The 14,823-nt window shown below is 76.6% G+C and carries 14 protein-coding genes; 4 read left to right on the top strand and 10 right to left on the bottom strand.

Going from position 1 to position 14,823, the window contains the following annotated elements:
• Positions 1-126: 126 nt before the first annotated feature.
• Positions 127-1,689: a SulP family inorganic anion transporter gene (locus K353_RS05050; RefSeq protein WP_199528003.1), complete on the top strand. Its 1,563-nt coding sequence runs from the start codon at positions 127-129 to the stop codon at positions 1,687-1,689.
• Positions 1,690-1,785: 96 nt separating this feature from the next.
• Here K353_RS05050 and K353_RS05045 read toward each other — a convergent pair whose 3' ends face one another.
• From K353_RS05045 to K353_RS05035, 3 genes are all read right to left on the bottom strand, one after another.
• Positions 1,786-2,589, bottom strand: coding sequence for a DUF1206 domain-containing protein (locus tag K353_RS05045; protein ID WP_111552343.1), 804 nt, complete (start codon positions 2,587-2,589; stop codon positions 1,786-1,788).
• 62 nt (positions 2,590-2,651) lie between these two features.
• Complete coding sequence (locus K353_RS05040; protein WP_111552342.1) at positions 2,652-2,921, bottom strand: hypothetical protein; 270 nt, start codon at positions 2,919-2,921, stop codon at positions 2,652-2,654.
• Positions 2,922-3,038: 117 nt separating this feature from the next.
• Positions 3,039-4,298, bottom strand: coding sequence for a phosphatidylserine/phosphatidylglycerophosphate/cardiolipin synthase family protein (locus K353_RS05035; RefSeq protein ID WP_199527989.1), 1,260 nt, complete (start codon positions 4,296-4,298; stop codon positions 3,039-3,041).
• 130 nt (positions 4,299-4,428) lie between these two features.
• On the opposite strand from K353_RS05035, the gene K353_RS05030 reads away from it, so the two are divergent.
• From K353_RS05030 to K353_RS05020, 3 genes are read left to right on the top strand one after another with little or no spacing between them, the layout of a single operon-like run.
• The gene (locus tag K353_RS05030) at positions 4,429-6,090 is read left to right on the top strand and encodes a diacylglycerol kinase family protein (RefSeq protein WP_111552341.1); all 1,662 of its coding nucleotides are present in this window, start codon (positions 4,429-4,431) and stop codon (positions 6,088-6,090) included.
• Entirely contained in the window at positions 6,090-7,148 is a 1,059-nt protein-coding gene (locus tag K353_RS05025; RefSeq protein WP_111552340.1) for a YihY/virulence factor BrkB family protein, read from the top strand. The genes K353_RS05030 and K353_RS05025 overlap by 1 nt, the downstream gene beginning before the upstream one ends.
• Positions 7,148-7,921 carry a phosphatase PAP2 family protein gene (locus tag K353_RS05020; RefSeq protein ID WP_111552339.1) on the top strand — a complete coding sequence of 258 codons (774 nt, stop codon included), beginning with the start codon at positions 7,148-7,150 and terminating at the stop codon, positions 7,919-7,921. The genes K353_RS05025 and K353_RS05020 overlap by 1 nt, the downstream gene beginning before the upstream one ends.
• Positions 7,922-7,934: 13 nt before the next feature.
• On the opposite strand, the gene K353_RS05015 is transcribed toward K353_RS05020, so the two are convergent.
• The 7 genes from K353_RS05015 to K353_RS04985 form a co-directional block, all read right to left on the bottom strand.
• On the bottom strand, positions 7,935-8,291 hold the full coding sequence (locus K353_RS05015) for an anti-sigma factor antagonist (protein ID WP_158585340.1): 357 nt from the start codon (positions 8,289-8,291) through the stop codon (positions 7,935-7,937).
• A gap of 104 nt (positions 8,292-8,395) precedes the next feature.
• Positions 8,396-10,033, bottom strand: a complete 1,638-nt coding sequence (locus K353_RS05010) for a fused response regulator/phosphatase (protein WP_111552338.1) — start codon at positions 10,031-10,033, stop codon at positions 8,396-8,398.
• Complete coding sequence (locus K353_RS05005) at positions 10,030-11,835, bottom strand: ATP-binding protein (protein WP_111552337.1); 1,806 nt, start codon at positions 11,833-11,835, stop codon at positions 10,030-10,032. Before K353_RS05005 ends, K353_RS05010 begins: the two co-directional genes overlap by 4 nt.
• Positions 11,832-13,025 (bottom strand): ATP-binding SpoIIE family protein phosphatase, encoded by a 1,194-nt coding sequence (locus K353_RS05000; protein ID WP_111552336.1) that lies wholly within the window; start codon positions 13,023-13,025, stop codon positions 11,832-11,834. The genes K353_RS05005 and K353_RS05000 overlap by 4 nt, the downstream gene beginning before the upstream one ends.
• Positions 13,013-13,432 (bottom strand): anti-sigma regulatory factor, encoded by a 420-nt coding sequence (locus K353_RS04995; RefSeq protein ID WP_111552335.1) that lies wholly within the window; start codon positions 13,430-13,432, stop codon positions 13,013-13,015. The genes K353_RS05000 and K353_RS04995 overlap by 13 nt, the downstream gene beginning before the upstream one ends.
• Positions 13,429-13,806, bottom strand: coding sequence for an STAS domain-containing protein (locus K353_RS04990; RefSeq protein WP_100834768.1), 378 nt, complete (start codon positions 13,804-13,806; stop codon positions 13,429-13,431). The genes K353_RS04995 and K353_RS04990 overlap by 4 nt, the downstream gene beginning before the upstream one ends.
• Positions 13,803-14,642 (bottom strand): STAS domain-containing protein, encoded by an 840-nt coding sequence (locus tag K353_RS04985; RefSeq protein WP_111552334.1) that lies wholly within the window; start codon positions 14,640-14,642, stop codon positions 13,803-13,805. Before K353_RS04985 ends, K353_RS04990 begins: the two co-directional genes overlap by 4 nt.
• Positions 14,643-14,823: the final 181 nt, after the last annotated feature.

Raw genomic sequence — 14,823 nt, 5'->3', positions numbered from 1 at the left:
CGTCCTTCCGACCGGAGAGGCCCGAGCGCTGTGAACACCACTCCGCACCGCACCCCGCCGCCCGGCCCCGACCCCGACCGCACCCCGTCGCCCGGCCGCACCTCGCCGTCCGGCCGCGCCGCCGCCCTGTCCGACCCCGGCCGCGCCGCCGCCCTGCGCGGGGCGCTCGCGCACTGGCGCCAGGACCTGCCCGCCTCGCTGGTGGTCTTCCTGGTCGCCGTCCCGCTCTGCGTCGGCATCGCCGTCGCCTCCGGCGCGCCCGCCGAACGCGGGCTGGTCACCGGCATCGTCGGCGGCCTCGTGGTGGGCCTGCTGCCCGGCAGCAGCCTCCAGGTCAGCGGCCCGGCGGCCGGCCTGACCGTCCTCGTCTTCGACGCCGTCCAGCGCTTCGGCCTCGGCTCGCTCGGCGTGCTCGTGCTGGCCGCCGGCCTGCTCCAGATCGCCATGGGGCTGCTGCGCACCGGCCGCTGGTTCCGGGCGATCTCGCTGTCCGTCGTGCACGGCATGCTGGCCGGCATCGGACTGATCCTGATCCTCGGCCAGCTCTACGCCGTCTCCGGGCGCACCGCCCCCGGCAGCGGCGGCGGGAAGATCCTCCACCTGCCCGCGCTGGCCGCCGACTGGTTCACCGGCCGGGCCGCGACCACCGCCCTGCTGATGGGCGCCGCGACGGTCGCCCTGCTGGTGGTGTGGCCGAAGCTGCCCGCCGCCGTCCGGGCGGTGCCCGCGCCGCTGGCCGCGGTGGCCCTGGCCGCCGGGGCCACCGCGCTGTTCGGCCTGGACGTGCCCCGGGTCCGGGTGGACGGCCTGCTCGGCGCGGTCGCCCTCCCCACCGCGGACGGCTTCGCCGCGGTCGCGGGCGCGGCCGGGCTCGGCACCGTCCTCGCGTTCGCCCTGATCGCCTCCGCCGAGAGCCTGTTCAGCGCCGCCGCCGTCGACCGGATGCACCACGGGCCGCGCACCGACTACGACCGCGAACTCACCGCCCAGGGCATCGGCAACACCCTGTGCGGACTGCTCGGCGCCCTCCCGATGACCGCGGTCATCGTCCGCAGCGCCGCCAACGTCCAGGCGGGCGCCCGCACCAAGGCGTCCCGCGTCCTGCACGGGCTGTGGCTGCTGCTGTTCGCCGCGCTGCTGCCCGCCGTCCTGGGGCTGATCCCGCTCGCGGTGCTCGGCGGCGTGCTGATCCACGCCGGGGCCAAGCTGATCCCGCTGCGCCCGGCCGCCGCCCTGTGGCGCGGCCAGCGCGGCGAACTGCTGGTGCTGGCCGTCACCACCGGGGCCGTCGTGCTGACCACCCTCTTCGAGGGCGTCCTGATCGGCGTGGCCCTCGCGGTGGCCCGGAGCGCCTGGCAGACCTCCCACCTGCACATCGACCTCACCGACACCGACACCGACACCGAAGCCGGGACCGACACTGAAGCCGGAGCCGAAGCCGGGACCGGCACCGGGGCCCGGGGGCCGTTGAAGGTGCGGCTCAGCGGCAACGCCACCTTCCTGCGCCTGCCGCGCCTGCTGGACGCCCTGGAATCGCTCCCGGTCGGCCGCGCCGTCGAACTCGACTGGACCGGCCTGCGCCACCTCGACCACGCCTGCCGCACCGCCCTGCTCACCTGGGCCGCCCGCCACGCCGCCGACGACCCCGCCACCGTCAGCTGGGAGCCCCCGCTCACCGTCGCGACCTGAGCGGCCGCGACCGGCCCGGCACCACACACGACGGGGCCCGGCGGTACGCGTCCTGCGTACCGCCGGGCCCCGTGGCCTGCCCGGGATGGGCAACGGTCAGAAGCGCCGCCAGCGGGCGGAGGCGAAGGAGAACACGCCGTACAGGACCAGGCCGCAGGCCACCACGGCGAGCAGCCACGGGCCCGCCGCGCTGGAGGCGAAGGAGCGCAGGGTGTCGTCCATGCCCTTGGCCCGGTCCGCGTCGAAGCGGACGGCCGCCACCACGACGAAGGCCCCGGCGGCGGCGTAGACGCTGCCGCGGGCCACGTTGCCGGACAGGCCCGTGCCGGTCACGGCGGTGCGGGTGCGCGGGTTCATCGACGAGGTGTCGAGCTTGCGCAGGAAGCGCCGCTGCAGGGCGCGCACGGCGATGGCGGTGCCCACGGCGGCCAGCCCCAGGCCGACGGCGCCCACCAGCCAGCGCCCGCCGGGCTGGGCCAGCGCGGTGGCCGTCCAGTCCTTGGAGGCGGAGTCGCTGTCGGACCCGCCGCCGGAGCCCGCCGCGTACGAGGCCGTTCCCCAGGCCACCGAGGCGTAGAAGACGGCCCGACCCGCCGACAGCAGCCGGGAGCCGGTCTTCTTCTGCCCGGCCTCGCCGAACACCGCCGTCGAGGCCCGCCACAGCGCCATCCCGACGAAGCCGACGGCCAGTGCCCACAGCAGCACCTCGCCGAACGGCCGCATCGCCACCTGGTGCAGGGCCCCCTGCCGGTCGGCGTCCTCGCCGCCGGACCCGAACGCGATCCGCAGCGCCAGTACTCCGACCAGGGCGTACACCACGCCCCGGGCCACGAAACCCACCCGGCCGGCGACCGTCGTCACCCGGTCCACCGAGCCGCCCTCGGGCTTGTTCGCTTCCATGTGCCGTTCTCCTCCGTCGCTCTTCCTGCGCTCCACTGCTCTGACGATCGCCGCGGGCCGGTTCAGTCGAGGGCGCGGGCGCGGGTGACGAGGTTGCCGAGGACGACGTAGACCAGGGCGGGCAGGCCGTAGTCGAGCAGGACCTGGCCGGTGTGGTTCGACACGTTGAACAGGCCGCGGGACCAGCCCGACAGCCAGTCGGCGGCGTCGTGGAACCAACTGACGACGGAGTTCCCCTGGTTGGCCTTGAAGAGGTCCAGCAGGATCCAGATGACCAGGACGGCCGCAACGGCGTGGGCCAGAACGGATATGACCGAAGTGATGCGTCTCATGGTCGTCGCTTTGCCCGGCAGGATTTTTCCAAACCGGTTGCGCGGCAAGCGAGTTCGTGATTCCGGGCGTCGCGCGGGCGTCGTCGGCCGACTCGGCGCCGTCGGCCGGCCGGGGCGTCAGAGGAAGTGCCGGATCGGGGCGGTGGCCGCCTCCAGGGCCCGCCGGCCCGGGCCGCGGCGGTGCCAGCGCTCCGGGACGACGGCCTCGCTGCGGGTCAGGTCCTCGTCGAAGTGCCGGTCCAGGGCGGCGGTGAACTCCGGGTCCACCACGGCCAGCACCACCTCCTCGTCGTGGTCGAGCGAGCGCCGGTTGAAGTTCGCCGAGCCGACCACGGCCGCCGTCCCGTCCACGGTCAGCACCTTGGCGTGCATCATCGTCGGCCCGTACCGCCAGACCGTGACACCGGCGGCGGTCATCCGGCCGAAGTGCCGCTCGCCCGCCAGCTGGCACACCCGCTTGTCGGTGTGCCGCCCCGGCACCAGCAGGTCGACCGCGACGCCCCGGCGGGCCGCGTCGCAGAGCAGGCCGACGAAGTAGTCGTCGGGCGCGAAGTACGCGGTCGCCAGGCGCAGCCGCCGCTCGGCGGAGGAGATCACCACCCGCATCAGGGTCTGCAGGTCCTGCCAGCCGACGGCGGCCGAACCCCGCACCACCTGGACCACCGAGTCGCCCGGCTGCTCGTGCTCCTCGAACCGGTCCGCCGCGTCGTACAGCGTGCCGGGGGCGCACTCGGCCCAGTTCTGCGCGAAGGCGGCGGCGATGCCGTCCACGGCGGGCCCGACCACCCGGACGTGGGTGTCGCGCCACTCGCCCGGGTGCCGGGCGTCGCCGCACCACTCCTCGGCGATCCCGACGCCGCCGGTGAACGCCGTCCGGCCGTCCACCACCAGGACCTTGCGGTGGCAGCGGTGGTTCTGCTTGAAGGGCGACAGCCGCACCGGGCGCCGGAACCAGGAGATCTGGACGCCGCACCCCTCCATCAGCTCGATCAGGTCCGGTTCGATCAGCCGGCTGCCGAAGCCGTCCAGCAGCAGCCGCACCCGGACGCCCTCCGCGGCCTTGCGGGCCAGCGCCCGGGCGAAGGTCCGGGCGATGTCGCCGCGCCAGTAGACGAAGGTCATCAGGTCGACCGTCCGCCGCGCCCCGTCGACGGCCTCCAGCATGGCGGGGAAGATCTCGTCGCCGTTGCGTAGCGGGGTCAGCAGGTTGCCCTCGGTCGCGGCGATGCCCAGCAGCCCTTCCAGCCGGCGGCGCAGCACCTGGCCGCGGTCGGAGGGTAGCGACGCGGGGACGGCGGTGAGCGAAGGTCCGGGGACGGCCGCGAGCGCGGGCCCGGCGGGTGCCGGGGTGGGCTCGGGCGCGATCTCGGTGGTCATGGGGTCCCTCCGTCCGGGGCGGTGCTGTGGCGGGCGCTCGGTTACCCGCTGCGCGGCGATCGACGCCTGGTCGGACCGGTCGGGGATGTAAAGCGGGGATGAAAACCGCAGACCGGGGGACACGGGTCCCATGACGAGGACACAGGGGCGGGTCGCACCGCTCGGGGTACTGGCCGCGGTGGTCGGCCAGTTGACGGCCCTGGTGGCCGTGGGCCTGCTGATCACCCATCCGCCGCAGGGCTGGTGGGACCCGGGCGAGAACGGGCTGGTCTCCTGGCTGGCCGGGCACCGCACCGACGCGCTGACCACGGCCAGCTCCTGGCTGTCCGCGCTCGCCTTCACCCCCGCGATCGTGACGGTGACGGCGGTCGCCGCGCTCCTGCTGCTGCTCGGGCGCCGGTGGCGCCCGGCGGTGCTGCTCGCGGGCGCGGTGGCGCTCCAGGCGACGCTGTTCGTGACCGCCGCCCACGTGGTGGACCGGGCCCGGCCGGACGTCGCCCGGCTGGACGGCTCGCTGCCCACCTCCAGCTTCCCGTCCGGGCACGTCGGGGCGGCCACCGCGCTGTACGGCGGCCTCGGCCTGCTCGCGCTGCACCTGCTGCGCGGCCGGTGGCGGGTCGTGCTGTGCGCGCTGGCCTGGGCGGTACCGGTCCTGGTGGCGGCCAGCCGGCTCTACCGGGGCATGCACCACCCCACCGACGTGCTGGCCGGCGCGCTCAACGGTGCGGCCGCCCTGTGGGTGGTGCACCGCGCGCTGCCCGCCCGCCGGACACCGGCCGCCCCGGCCGCCCCGGCCCCCGACGCCCCGCTGCGGGTCGCGCTGGTCTACAACCCGCTCTCGGTGGACGACGCCCTGCTGCGCCGCCTCTCCGCCGTGCTGACCGCGCACGGCCACCGGCCGCCCCTGCTGCTGCCCGGCGAGGCCGAGGACTGCGGCCGGGCCGCCGCCCGGCGGGCCCTCGCCGACGGCGCCCGGCTGGTGGCGGCCTGCGGCGGCGACGGCACCGTGACGGCCTGCGCCGAAGTCCTGGCCGGCACCGGCGCGACCCTGGCGGTCGTCCCCTGCGGCACCGGCAACCTGCTGGCCCGCAACCTCGGCCTGCCGACCGACCCCGAGGCCGCGCTGGACGCCGCCCTGGCCGGCCGCACCCGCCCGATCGACCTGATGCGGGCCGAGGGCGACGACCTGCCCGCCCGCGCCGCCGCGACCATGGCCGGGATGGGACTGGACGCCGCCGTGATGGCCGACACCGGCCGCACCCTCAAGCGCCGCCTCGGCTGGCCCGCCTACGTGCTCGCCGCCGCCCGGCACCTGGGCGACCGGCACTTCACCCTGACCGTCGCCGTGGACGACGCCGAGCCGGTGCGCCGCCAGGTGCGGGGCGCCGTCGTCGGCAACGTCGGCTCCCTCCAGGGCGGCGTCCGGCTGCTGCCCGACGCCGAGCCCGACGACGGGCTGCTCGACCTGGTCCTGGTCCAGCCGCACGGGCCGAGCGGCTGGGGGCGGGCCGTGCACGCCCTGCTCACCGGCGCCCACCGCCCCGGCCCGGCCGCCCCGCTCGAACACTTCCGGGGCCGCCGCATCGCCCTCACCGCCGAGCGCGCCCAGCCGCGCGAGTGCGACGGCGACCCGGTGGGCGACGGCCGCACCCTCACCCTGACCGTCCGGCCGGACGCCCTGCTGGTCCGCGTCCCCGCCGCCGCCCCGGAGACCGCCCCCGGGACGGCCGCCCTCGCGGCCCCCGTCCACCCGGCGGCGGGCGCCCTCGCCGCCCGGCGGGAAGTGGCCTGATGGGCACGGCCAGCCGGGTCAGGCCCGGCCGGGAGCACCTCTCCGCGGACGAGGCCGTGGTGGCCTTGCGCCGGCAGTCCTGGTGGCCGCTCGCCCGGGACGCCTTCGTGCGGTTCCGGTACGCGGACGGGTTCAGCCACGCCCGGGCGCTGGCCTTCCAGGTGGTGCTGGCCCTGGTGCCGTTCGCGATCGCGGTGGTCGGACTGGCCTCCTCGCTGCACGGCGGGCCGGTCGGACAGCTGGTCGCGGCGAGCATCCAGCGGATGGTCCCGGCGTCCAGCGCGGGCCTGGTCAGCGAGGTACTCGACCGCAGCCGGCACCGCGACGGCGGCACCGTCGCGCTCTGGTTCGGCGCGCTGTTCGCGGTGGCCAACCTGGTGACCGCGATGTCCCAGATCGAACGCGGGGCGAACCGGATCTACGGCATCGAACGGGACCGGCCGTTCGACCGCAAGTACGGGCGCAGCCTGCTGATGGCGGCGGGCGCGGGCCTGCCGCTGGGCGTCGGCTTCCTGGTCCTGGTGGCCGGGCCGCAGGTCGCCGCCGCCGCGGACGAGGTCTTCGGCCTGGGCCCGGGCACCGCCGCCGCCTGGACCCTGCTGCGCTGGCCGGTCGGCGTGGTGCTCACCCTCGCCGCGGCGGCCGTGATCTTCCGCCGGGCCCCCCGCCGCCGCCAGCCCGGCTACAGCTGGCTGGCGTTCGGCGCGGGCGTCCACCTGGTGCTCTGGCTGGCGGCGACCTGGCTGCTCAGCCTCTACCTGCGCCTGAGCGGCTCCTTCGACGCCGTCTACGGCCCGCTCAGCGCGGTGTTCTCGCTGCTGGTGTGGGCGTACCTGACGGCGATCGCACTGTTCCTCGGCCTCTCCTTCGCCGCCCAGCTGGAGGCCGACCGCACCGGCCGGCCCGGCCCGGTCCTGCCCGACCCGCTGGCCGCCGAGTCGCCGGCCGCCGAACCGCGGACCGCCGACCCGTCGCCCGCCCCCGTCCCCGCTCCCACCCCCGACCCCGACGCCGACCCGTCGCCCGCCCCGCCCGTCGGCCCCGAGAGGACGCAGTAGTGATCCGCCGCCCCACCCTCCTCCACCGCAAGCTGCGCGACGCCGACCTGCGCCTGGGCGAGCGGCTGCTCGCCGCCGTCGGCGCGTCCGCAGTGGCCGCGGTGCCGACCGCGCTGCTGCTGGTGCTGATCGAGGCGCACTGGGGGCCGCTGCACCGGCTCGACGCGGGCGCGGCGCAGCGGCTGCACGCCGTCGTGCGCGACCATCCGGCCGTGCTCTCGGTGCTGCGCGCCCTCAGCAACGGGGTGTGGGACCCGCTGACGATGCGGCTGCTGGTCGCGGCGGCCGTCGGCTGGCTGCTGTGGCGGCGGGCCTGGCGGCTGGCGGTGTGGGCCGCCGCCACCACGACCGCCTCCGGGCTGATCGGCTGGGCGGTGAAGGCGGCGGTGGCCCGGGCCCGCCCGTCGCTGCCCGATCCGGTCGCGCACGCGCCCGGCTTCTCGTTCCCGTCCGGGCACGCGATGACCGCGGCGACCTGCTGCACGGTGCTGCTGCTCGTGTCCTCCCCGGCGCTGCGCCCGGGGTGGCGGCGGGCGGCCCGGGCGGCGGCCGGGCTGAGCGTGCTGGGGGTGGGGTTCACCCGGGTCGCGCTCGGGGTGCACTGGGTCAGCGACGTGCTCGGCGGCTGGCTGCTCGGGGTGGCCCTGGTCGCCGCCACCGCCTGGGCGTTCGAGGGCTGGCGGCGCGACACCGGCCGTCCGGTCCCGCCGCCGCTCAGCGAGGGGCTGGAGCCGGAGCTGGCCGCGGGCGGCCCGGCCCGCCCCGAGGGCTGACCGGGGCGGGGGCTCAGCCGCCCGGGCGGAGCGCGCCGACGGCGGCGTCGACCGTGTCGTGGTTCGGCAGCAGCCGGTCCACGCCGGTCATGGTGAGCAGCCGCCCGACGTCGGCACTGGTGCCGACCAGGGCGAGCGAGGTGCCCGCCGCCCGGGTGCGGCGGAACGCGAACAGCAGCTCGGCCACGCCGAGCGAGTCGCAGAACCTCAGCAGCGCGAGGTCCAGGACCAGCGGCAGCGCCTCGGAGGTCCGCTCCACCGCCCGGTGCAGGCGCGGCGCGGTGTGGTAGTCGAGCTCGCCCGCGAGCGCGACGACGGTCGCCCCCACGGGATGGGTGCGGACCTCGATGGTCAGGTCGTACTCGGGCACGGGGGCTCCGTACGGTGCAGGGGGCTTCCGGGTGGACGGGGAGCGGGCGGGAACGGGTGGGAGCCGGCGGGAGCCGGGGCGGCCCGGCGGCGGCCGGGACGCGGTCAGTCGAGCCGGGCGACGAGCAGGGCCACGTCGTCGGTCTGGGCCCGGGCGAACGAGGACAGCAGCAGGTCGCCCGCCCGGTCCAGCTCCGGCGGCGCGCCGGCGAAGGCGTCCCGCAGGGCGTCCAGGCCGGCCTGGAGGTGCTCGCCGGGCACTTCGATCAGGCCGTCGGTGACCAGCAGCAGGGTGCTGCCGGGCTCGACCGCGTACTCGACGGTCGGCGGCTGCGGGACGTTCAGGCCGAGCAGGATGCCGTGCTCGGTCAGGTAGCGGGTCGAGCCGTCCGGCAGCCGCAGCAGCGGCGGCAGGTGGCCCGCGTTGGCGACCTCGATGCGCCGGCGGTCGGGCGCGATCAGCACCAGGCACACCGTCGCGGTCAGGCCGGGACGCAGCCTGGTCATCAGCGCGTCCAGCCGGTGCAGCAGGGTCCGCGGGTCGTGGCCCTCGATGGCGTAGGCGCGCAGCGCGTGGCGCAGCTCGCCCATCGCCATGGCGGCCTCCAGCGAGTGGCCGGCCACGTCGCCGATCGCCAGCAGCAGGCCGTCGGGGGTGTCGATGGCCTCGTAGAAGTCGCCGCCGATCTCGCTGCGGGCCGAGGCGGGCTCGTACCGGACGGCGAGCTCGACGCCCGGGACGGCGGGCAGCCGGCTGGGCAGGAAGCTGCGCTGCAGGGTCAGCGCCAGGGCGTGCTCCTCGGCCTGGCTGCGCTGGGCCTCCAGGGCGAGCGCGGCGGCCTGGGTGAGCTGGGGGAGCAGGCCGCGCTCGTCCCGGTCGGCGACCGCGTCCCGGTCGGCGACCACGGCGAGCAGCGGACGACCGGGTTTGGTGCGGGCCACCACCAGGGCGACCGGCCCGGCCGGGAGGCCCGCGCCGTCCAGGCCGTGGTCGGCCAGCACGGCGCCCCACTCCGCGGCGTCCAGCAGGGCGGTGTCGGTGCCGGTGGCGTCGCCCAGGGTGTGGTGGGCGAGCACGTCGAGCAGGACGGGCGGGGCCGCCAGCAGCCGCACCGGGCCGTCCTCGGGCAGCGCCGGGTCGTGGTGGGCCAGGTGCAGGGTGTCGCGGTCCGGCCCGAGGGCGATCGCGGTGGCCCGGGCGGCGCCCAGCCGGACCGCGCCGAGCACGGCCGAGGTGACCAGGGCGTCCGGGTCGGCGGCGCCGTACAGGGCGAGGGTGCTGCGGTGCAGGGCGGCGACCCGGGCGGCCAGCCGCTCGGCGCGCCGGCGGGCCCGGGTGTAGCGCAGCACGGCGGTGACGGTGGCCTGGAGCTCGGCCGAGTCGATCGGCTCGGTCAGGTAGGCGTCGGCGCCGCGGTGCAGCCCCTGGGTGCGGTCGCTGGCCTCGATCGCGGTGGCGGAGATGTGCACGACCGGCAGCGCCGAGGTGCGCGGCACCCGCTTGATCCGCTCGCACACCTCGAAGCCGGTCATGTCGGGCAGGCTGATGTCCACCACGGCGATCTCGGGCAGCTCGGCGGTGGGGGTGCGCTCCAGCAGGGCGAGGGCCTGGGTGCCGTCGACCGCCTCGACGACGGTGTGCCCGGAGCGGCGCAGCCAGCTCCCGACGATGTACCGGGTGGTGTCGTTGTCGTCGAGCACCAGGACGGTGGCGGGTCCGGCGTCGGGGCTGGTGCTGGTCACGATCCGTCCTCGGGCGGCAGCGGTCGCCGCGGCGCGGCGGCGCGGGGGGCGGACAGGGCGGCGGCGATCCGCGCGGCGCTCAGGCCGGACTTGGGCAGCACGGCGCGGGCGTGCGCCAGCCGGGCCCGGTCGGCGGCGGTGAGCGAGGCGGAGGTGAGGATGACCACCGGGACCTGCCGCAGCTCCGGGTCGGCCCGCAGGTCGGCGAGCACCTGGTAGCCGTCGACCTCGCCCAGGTGCAGGTCGAGGACGATCCCGTCCGGCCGGGCGTCGCGGACGGCGGCGAGCGCGGCGGCGCCGTCGTGCGCCTCCACCACCCGGTCGGCGATCTCGTCCAGCAGCGGGCGCAGCACGCCCCGGAACACCGCGTCGTCGTCGACCGCGACCAGCACCGCCCACCGGGTGTCGGCCGGCGGCGCGGGGTGCGCGGGCAGCCGGACGGTGATCGCGGTGCCCCGGCCCGGCTCGCTGTCCAGGCGCAGCGTGCCGCCGAGGATCTCGGTCAGCCGCCGGGCGTACGGCAGGCCCAGGCCGGTGCCCCGGCGGCCGCGCTGGTGCGGGCCCCGGACCTGGTAGAACTCCTCGAAGACCCGCTCCTGCTGGTCGGCCGGGATGCCGATGCCGGTGTCGGTGACGGTCAGCACCAGGACCGGGCCGCCGTCCGGGCCGTCCTCGACCCGGGTGGCCAGCTCCACCGACCCGCGCTCGGTGAACTTCAGCGCGTTGGACAGCAGGTTGCGCAGGATCCGCACCAGCATCGTCTCGTCGCCCAGCAGCGCCTCCGGCCCGGCGGGCGCCGGGCCGATCCGCAGCGCGACGCCGGGGCGGGCCAGGCCGCGCAGGGTGCCGTCCAGGTGGGCCAGGACGGCGCGCAGGTCCAGCGGCGCCCACTGCGGGTCGAGGGTGCCGGACTCCGCCTTCGCGACGTCCAGCAGCTCGTCCACCAGGGCGAGCAGGGTGCGGCCGGAGTCGGCGATCAGCGACAGCTGGTGGGCCCGCTCCTCGGCCGGGGCGTCGGCGTCCGCGCGCAGCAGCTCGGCCAGGCCCACCACCGCGTTGACGGGCGTGCGCAGCTCGTGGCTGACGTTCGCCCAGAACCGGCTCTTGGCCTCGCTCGCCTCGCGCAGCTGCTGCGACTTCTCGTCGAGTTCGGCGTACAGCGCGACCACGCCCCGGTTGGTCTCCTCCAGCTCCTCGGACAGCTCCGAGTACAGCGCCAGGACGCCCCGGTTGGTCTCCTCCAACTCGCTGTTCAGACGGCGCAGTTCCTCGCGCTGGGCCCGGGTGTGCTCCAGCGCGGCGATCAGGTCGCGGGTCTGCGCCCGGGAGTCCTCCAGGGCGCTGGGGCCGGTGTGCGCGGCGAGCAGGTCGCGGATCCGGCCGGCCAGCTCCGGGACGGTGCCGGGGAGGGGACCGAGCCGCTGCTCGACCCGGACCAGGCCGCCGTCCCCGGTGCGCTCCTGGTGGGTGGGCAGCAGCCGGCCGGACGCCTCCAGCGCCTCCTCGGGCAGCCGGTGCCCGCCCTGCCAGGTCAGGGTGACCCGCAGCACGGCCGGCGGCCCCGGCCGGAGGTCGAACGCGGCGGCCAGCCGGTCGGCGCCGAACAGGCCGCGGCCGAGTTCGCTCAGCGCGGTGGCCAGCCGGACGGCGTCCTGGCCGTCCGCGCCGAGCAGGTCGGCGACGGCGCGGGCGCTGCGGCGCAGCGCGAAGGTGTCCTGCACGGTACCCAAGGGCGTGCTCTCCAGGTGGACGGGCGGAACCTCCGCCGCGTGCTCGGCGGAGGGGCCGGGGCGCGCGCTCACCAGGCGCCCTTCGCGACCACCACGCCCGCGTCGTCCCGGCGCACCCCCGCCTCGCGCAGCAGCAGGGCCGCGGCGGTGACGGGCAGGTGGGAGAAGATCCCGGGGACGTCGGCGGCCCTCCAGCGGTCGGTCAGGCCGTCCGAGTGCAGCACCACCGCGCTGCCGGGCGGCAGGCCCTGCCGGACGGGGTGCGGCGCGGGCAGCTGGTGCCCGACGATGCCGGGGGCGGAGGGCAGCGAACGGCGGTTCCCGGTGGCGGTGTCCACCACGAAGGCGCTGACGTTGCCCGCCCCGCAGAGCGTCACCCGGGCCTCGGCGGGCTCGACCAGGGCGACCGCGACCGCCCCGCCGCGCCCGCCGCGCAGCACCCGGTGCAGGTCGGCCAGCACCTGCTCGGGCCGGTGCGCGGAACCGCGGTGGAAGGCCGCGACGGCGTCCGAGGCGGCCCGGGCGGCCAGCGCGCCGTGGCCCAGGCCGTCGCAGAACATCAGCAGGAACGCGCCGGTGGCGCCGGCCCGCTCCGGGGCGGCGGCGCTGTGGGCGCGCGGCGCCCGGTTGGTCAGCACCGACCAGTCCAGCCGGGCCGCCGCGGCGGAGCCGGCCCCCGGCGGCTCGGCCGCCGCCGGGACGGCCGGGGCCGCCGACGGGCCCGCGCCGACCGCGCGCACCGCCCAGGCGTCCCCGCACAGCTCCTGCCCGCTCATCGGCCGGGTCAGCCCGGCGGCGACCGGCTCGGTCGCGGCGGCGGCCCGCCCCGCCGGGGTGCGGTTCCAGAACCGGGCGGTCATCACCGTCCCGCGGCCGGGCAGCGAGTGCAGGTCGAAGGCGTCGGCGAGCCGGGAGATCGCGCCCAGGCCGATGCCCAGGGTCGGACCGGAGGAGTAGCCGTCGGCCAGCGCCGCGGGCACGTCCGCCATCCCCGGCCCGCTGTCGATGGTGAGGAACTCCAGCGCCGCCTCGGTGTCGGTGCGCACCACGCGCAGCACCATCGCCCCGTCCACGGCGTGCCGGCGCAGGTTGGTGGCGGCCTCGCTGACGGCGAGCGCCACCTCGCCGACCCGCTCGGGCAGCAGCCCGATCCGGTGGGCGAGCTGCCGGGCCGCGCCGCGGGCGGCGGCGGGCAGCGAGTCCGAGTGCCGGAACCACACGGTGTCCTCGCACACGGCCAGGGCGGGCGTCACCGGGCCCACTTGGTCACCGCGACCCTCGTCCCGGCACCCGGCTCGCTGTGCAGCTCGAACTCGTCGACCAGCCGGCGCGCCCCGCTCAGGCCCAGGCCCATGCCGTTGCCGGAGGTCCAGCCGTCGGTGAGCGCGAGGTCCAGGTCGGGGATGCCGGGGCCGCTGTCCTCGAACACGGCGTGCACGCCCGTCCGGGTGCCGTTGCGCACGACGGCGCAGCGCATCGAGCCGCCGCCGCCGTAGACCAGGGTGTTGCGGGCCAGCTCGCTGGCGGCGGTGACCAGCTTGGTCTGGTCGACCAGCGACAGGCCGCACTGCTGGGCGTACGTCCGGACGGTCTGCCGGGCCCGGACCACGTCGTCGTTGGACCCGATCGGCACGGCCTGCTCGTCCTCCACCGCCCCGGGGCCGGTCACGGGCGGGCCGTACGCGCGGTACGGTCGCGTTCCAGCAGGGCCAGGCCCTTCTCCAGGGTGAGCGCGGTGCGCACCCCGCCCAGCGAGAGCCCCAGCTCGACCAGGGTGATCGCCACCGCCGGGCGCATGCCGACCACCACCGTCTCGGCGTCCAGCATGCGCGAGATGGCGGCGGTGTTGGCGAGCATCCGGCCGACGAAGGAGTCGACGATCTCCAGCGCGGTGATGTCGATGACCACGCCGTTCGCGCCGGTGGCGACGATCCGCTCGGCCAGGTCGTCCTGGAGGTCCAGGACGATCTGGTCCTCCAGGTCGACCTGGATGGAGACCAGCAGGACCTGGCCGATCTTCAGGACGGGGACGCGCTCGCTCACCGGGTGCCGCCCGACGGGACCTGGCCGCCGCTGAGCTGCAGGACGTGGCGCAGCGCGTCCTGCAGGGTGGCCTTGGTGACGATGTCGCCGAACTGCACGCCGAGCGCGACCAGGGTCTGGGCGATCTGCGGGCGGATGCCGGAGATGGTGCACTCGGCGCCCATCAGCCGGGCGGCGACCACGGTCTTCAGCAGGTGCTGGGCGACCTCGGTGTCCACCGCGGGCACGCCGGTGATGTCGATGATCGCGTGCTCGGACCCGGAGTCCACCAGGCTCTGCAGCAGTTTCTCCATCACCACCTGGGTGCGGGCCGAGTCCAGGGTGCCGACCAGCGGCACCGCGACCACGTTCTCCCACAGCTTGACCACCGGCGTGGACAGTTCGAGCAGCTGCTCGGCCTGCGCGCTGATGATCTCCTCCCGGGTGCGGGCGTACGTCTCGATGGTGAACAGGCCGAGCGCGTCGAGCAGCCGGGCCAGCTGGAGGTAGGCCGTGATGTCCTCGGCGGTGCTGGCCGTGGTGGGCTCCAGCACGTCCTTCCCGGCGAAGACGCTGACGGCCGTCTCGGTGGGCGTGAAACCGTACCGGGCCCGGCTGCGGGAGAGCTCCACCAGCAGGGCGCGCACCTCCGAGTACGACTCGTCCTGCCAGTCCAGGCCGCCCTTGCCCAGGGCCTGGACCAGGGCCTGGTGGAGGTCGGTCAGCTCGCGCTCCAACTCGGCCCGGCTGATCCGGCTGCCCAGTGACGCGGCCACGGCCGACACCCACTGTCCCTGCACCGCATCGTCCCGGGTCAGCAGCTCGACGAGCCGTTCGGACGCATGCTCCACCGCCATCAGGCGTTCTCCTCGCTCATCAAGGCCCCCGCTGATCGGGGGCCCCGTCCGCCGTACGACGGCACGCGGCGAGCCCGGCCGGGGTCGGCCGGGTCACCGCGTGCCGTATGTCCCGGCCAGTGTGAAGTATGCAGGGGAGAGCCGGAAAGTTTTTCCCGCGGCCCCCGGACGGGGTCGGAGC

Source organism: Kitasatospora sp. SolWspMP-SS2h, assembly GCF_003259315.1.
GTDB lineage: Bacteria > Actinomycetota > Actinomycetes > Streptomycetales > Streptomycetaceae > Kitasatospora > Kitasatospora fiedleri.
Note: the sequence above shows the minus strand (reverse complement) of the source record. Positions and strands in the feature narration are given on the sequence as shown.

Coding starts and splice junctions, on each gene's coding strand:
- K353_RS05030 (WP_111552341.1), top strand. CDS start 4,429: ATGACGAGGACACAGGGGCGGGTCGCACCGCTCGGGGTACTGGCCGCG.
- K353_RS05045 (WP_111552343.1), bottom strand. CDS start 2,589: ATGGAAGCGAACAAGCCCGAGGGCGGCTCGGTGGACCGGGTGACGACG.
- K353_RS05025 (WP_111552340.1), top strand. CDS start 6,090: ATGGGCACGGCCAGCCGGGTCAGGCCCGGCCGGGAGCACCTCTCCGCG.
- K353_RS04985 (WP_111552334.1), bottom strand. CDS start 14,642: ATGGCGGTGGAGCATGCGTCCGAACGGCTCGTCGAGCTGCTGACCCGG.
- K353_RS05035 (WP_199527989.1), bottom strand. CDS start 4,298: ATGACCACCGAGATCGCGCCCGAGCCCACCCCGGCACCCGCCGGGCCC.
- K353_RS05040 (WP_111552342.1), bottom strand. CDS start 2,921: ATGAGACGCATCACTTCGGTCATATCCGTTCTGGCCCACGCCGTTGCG.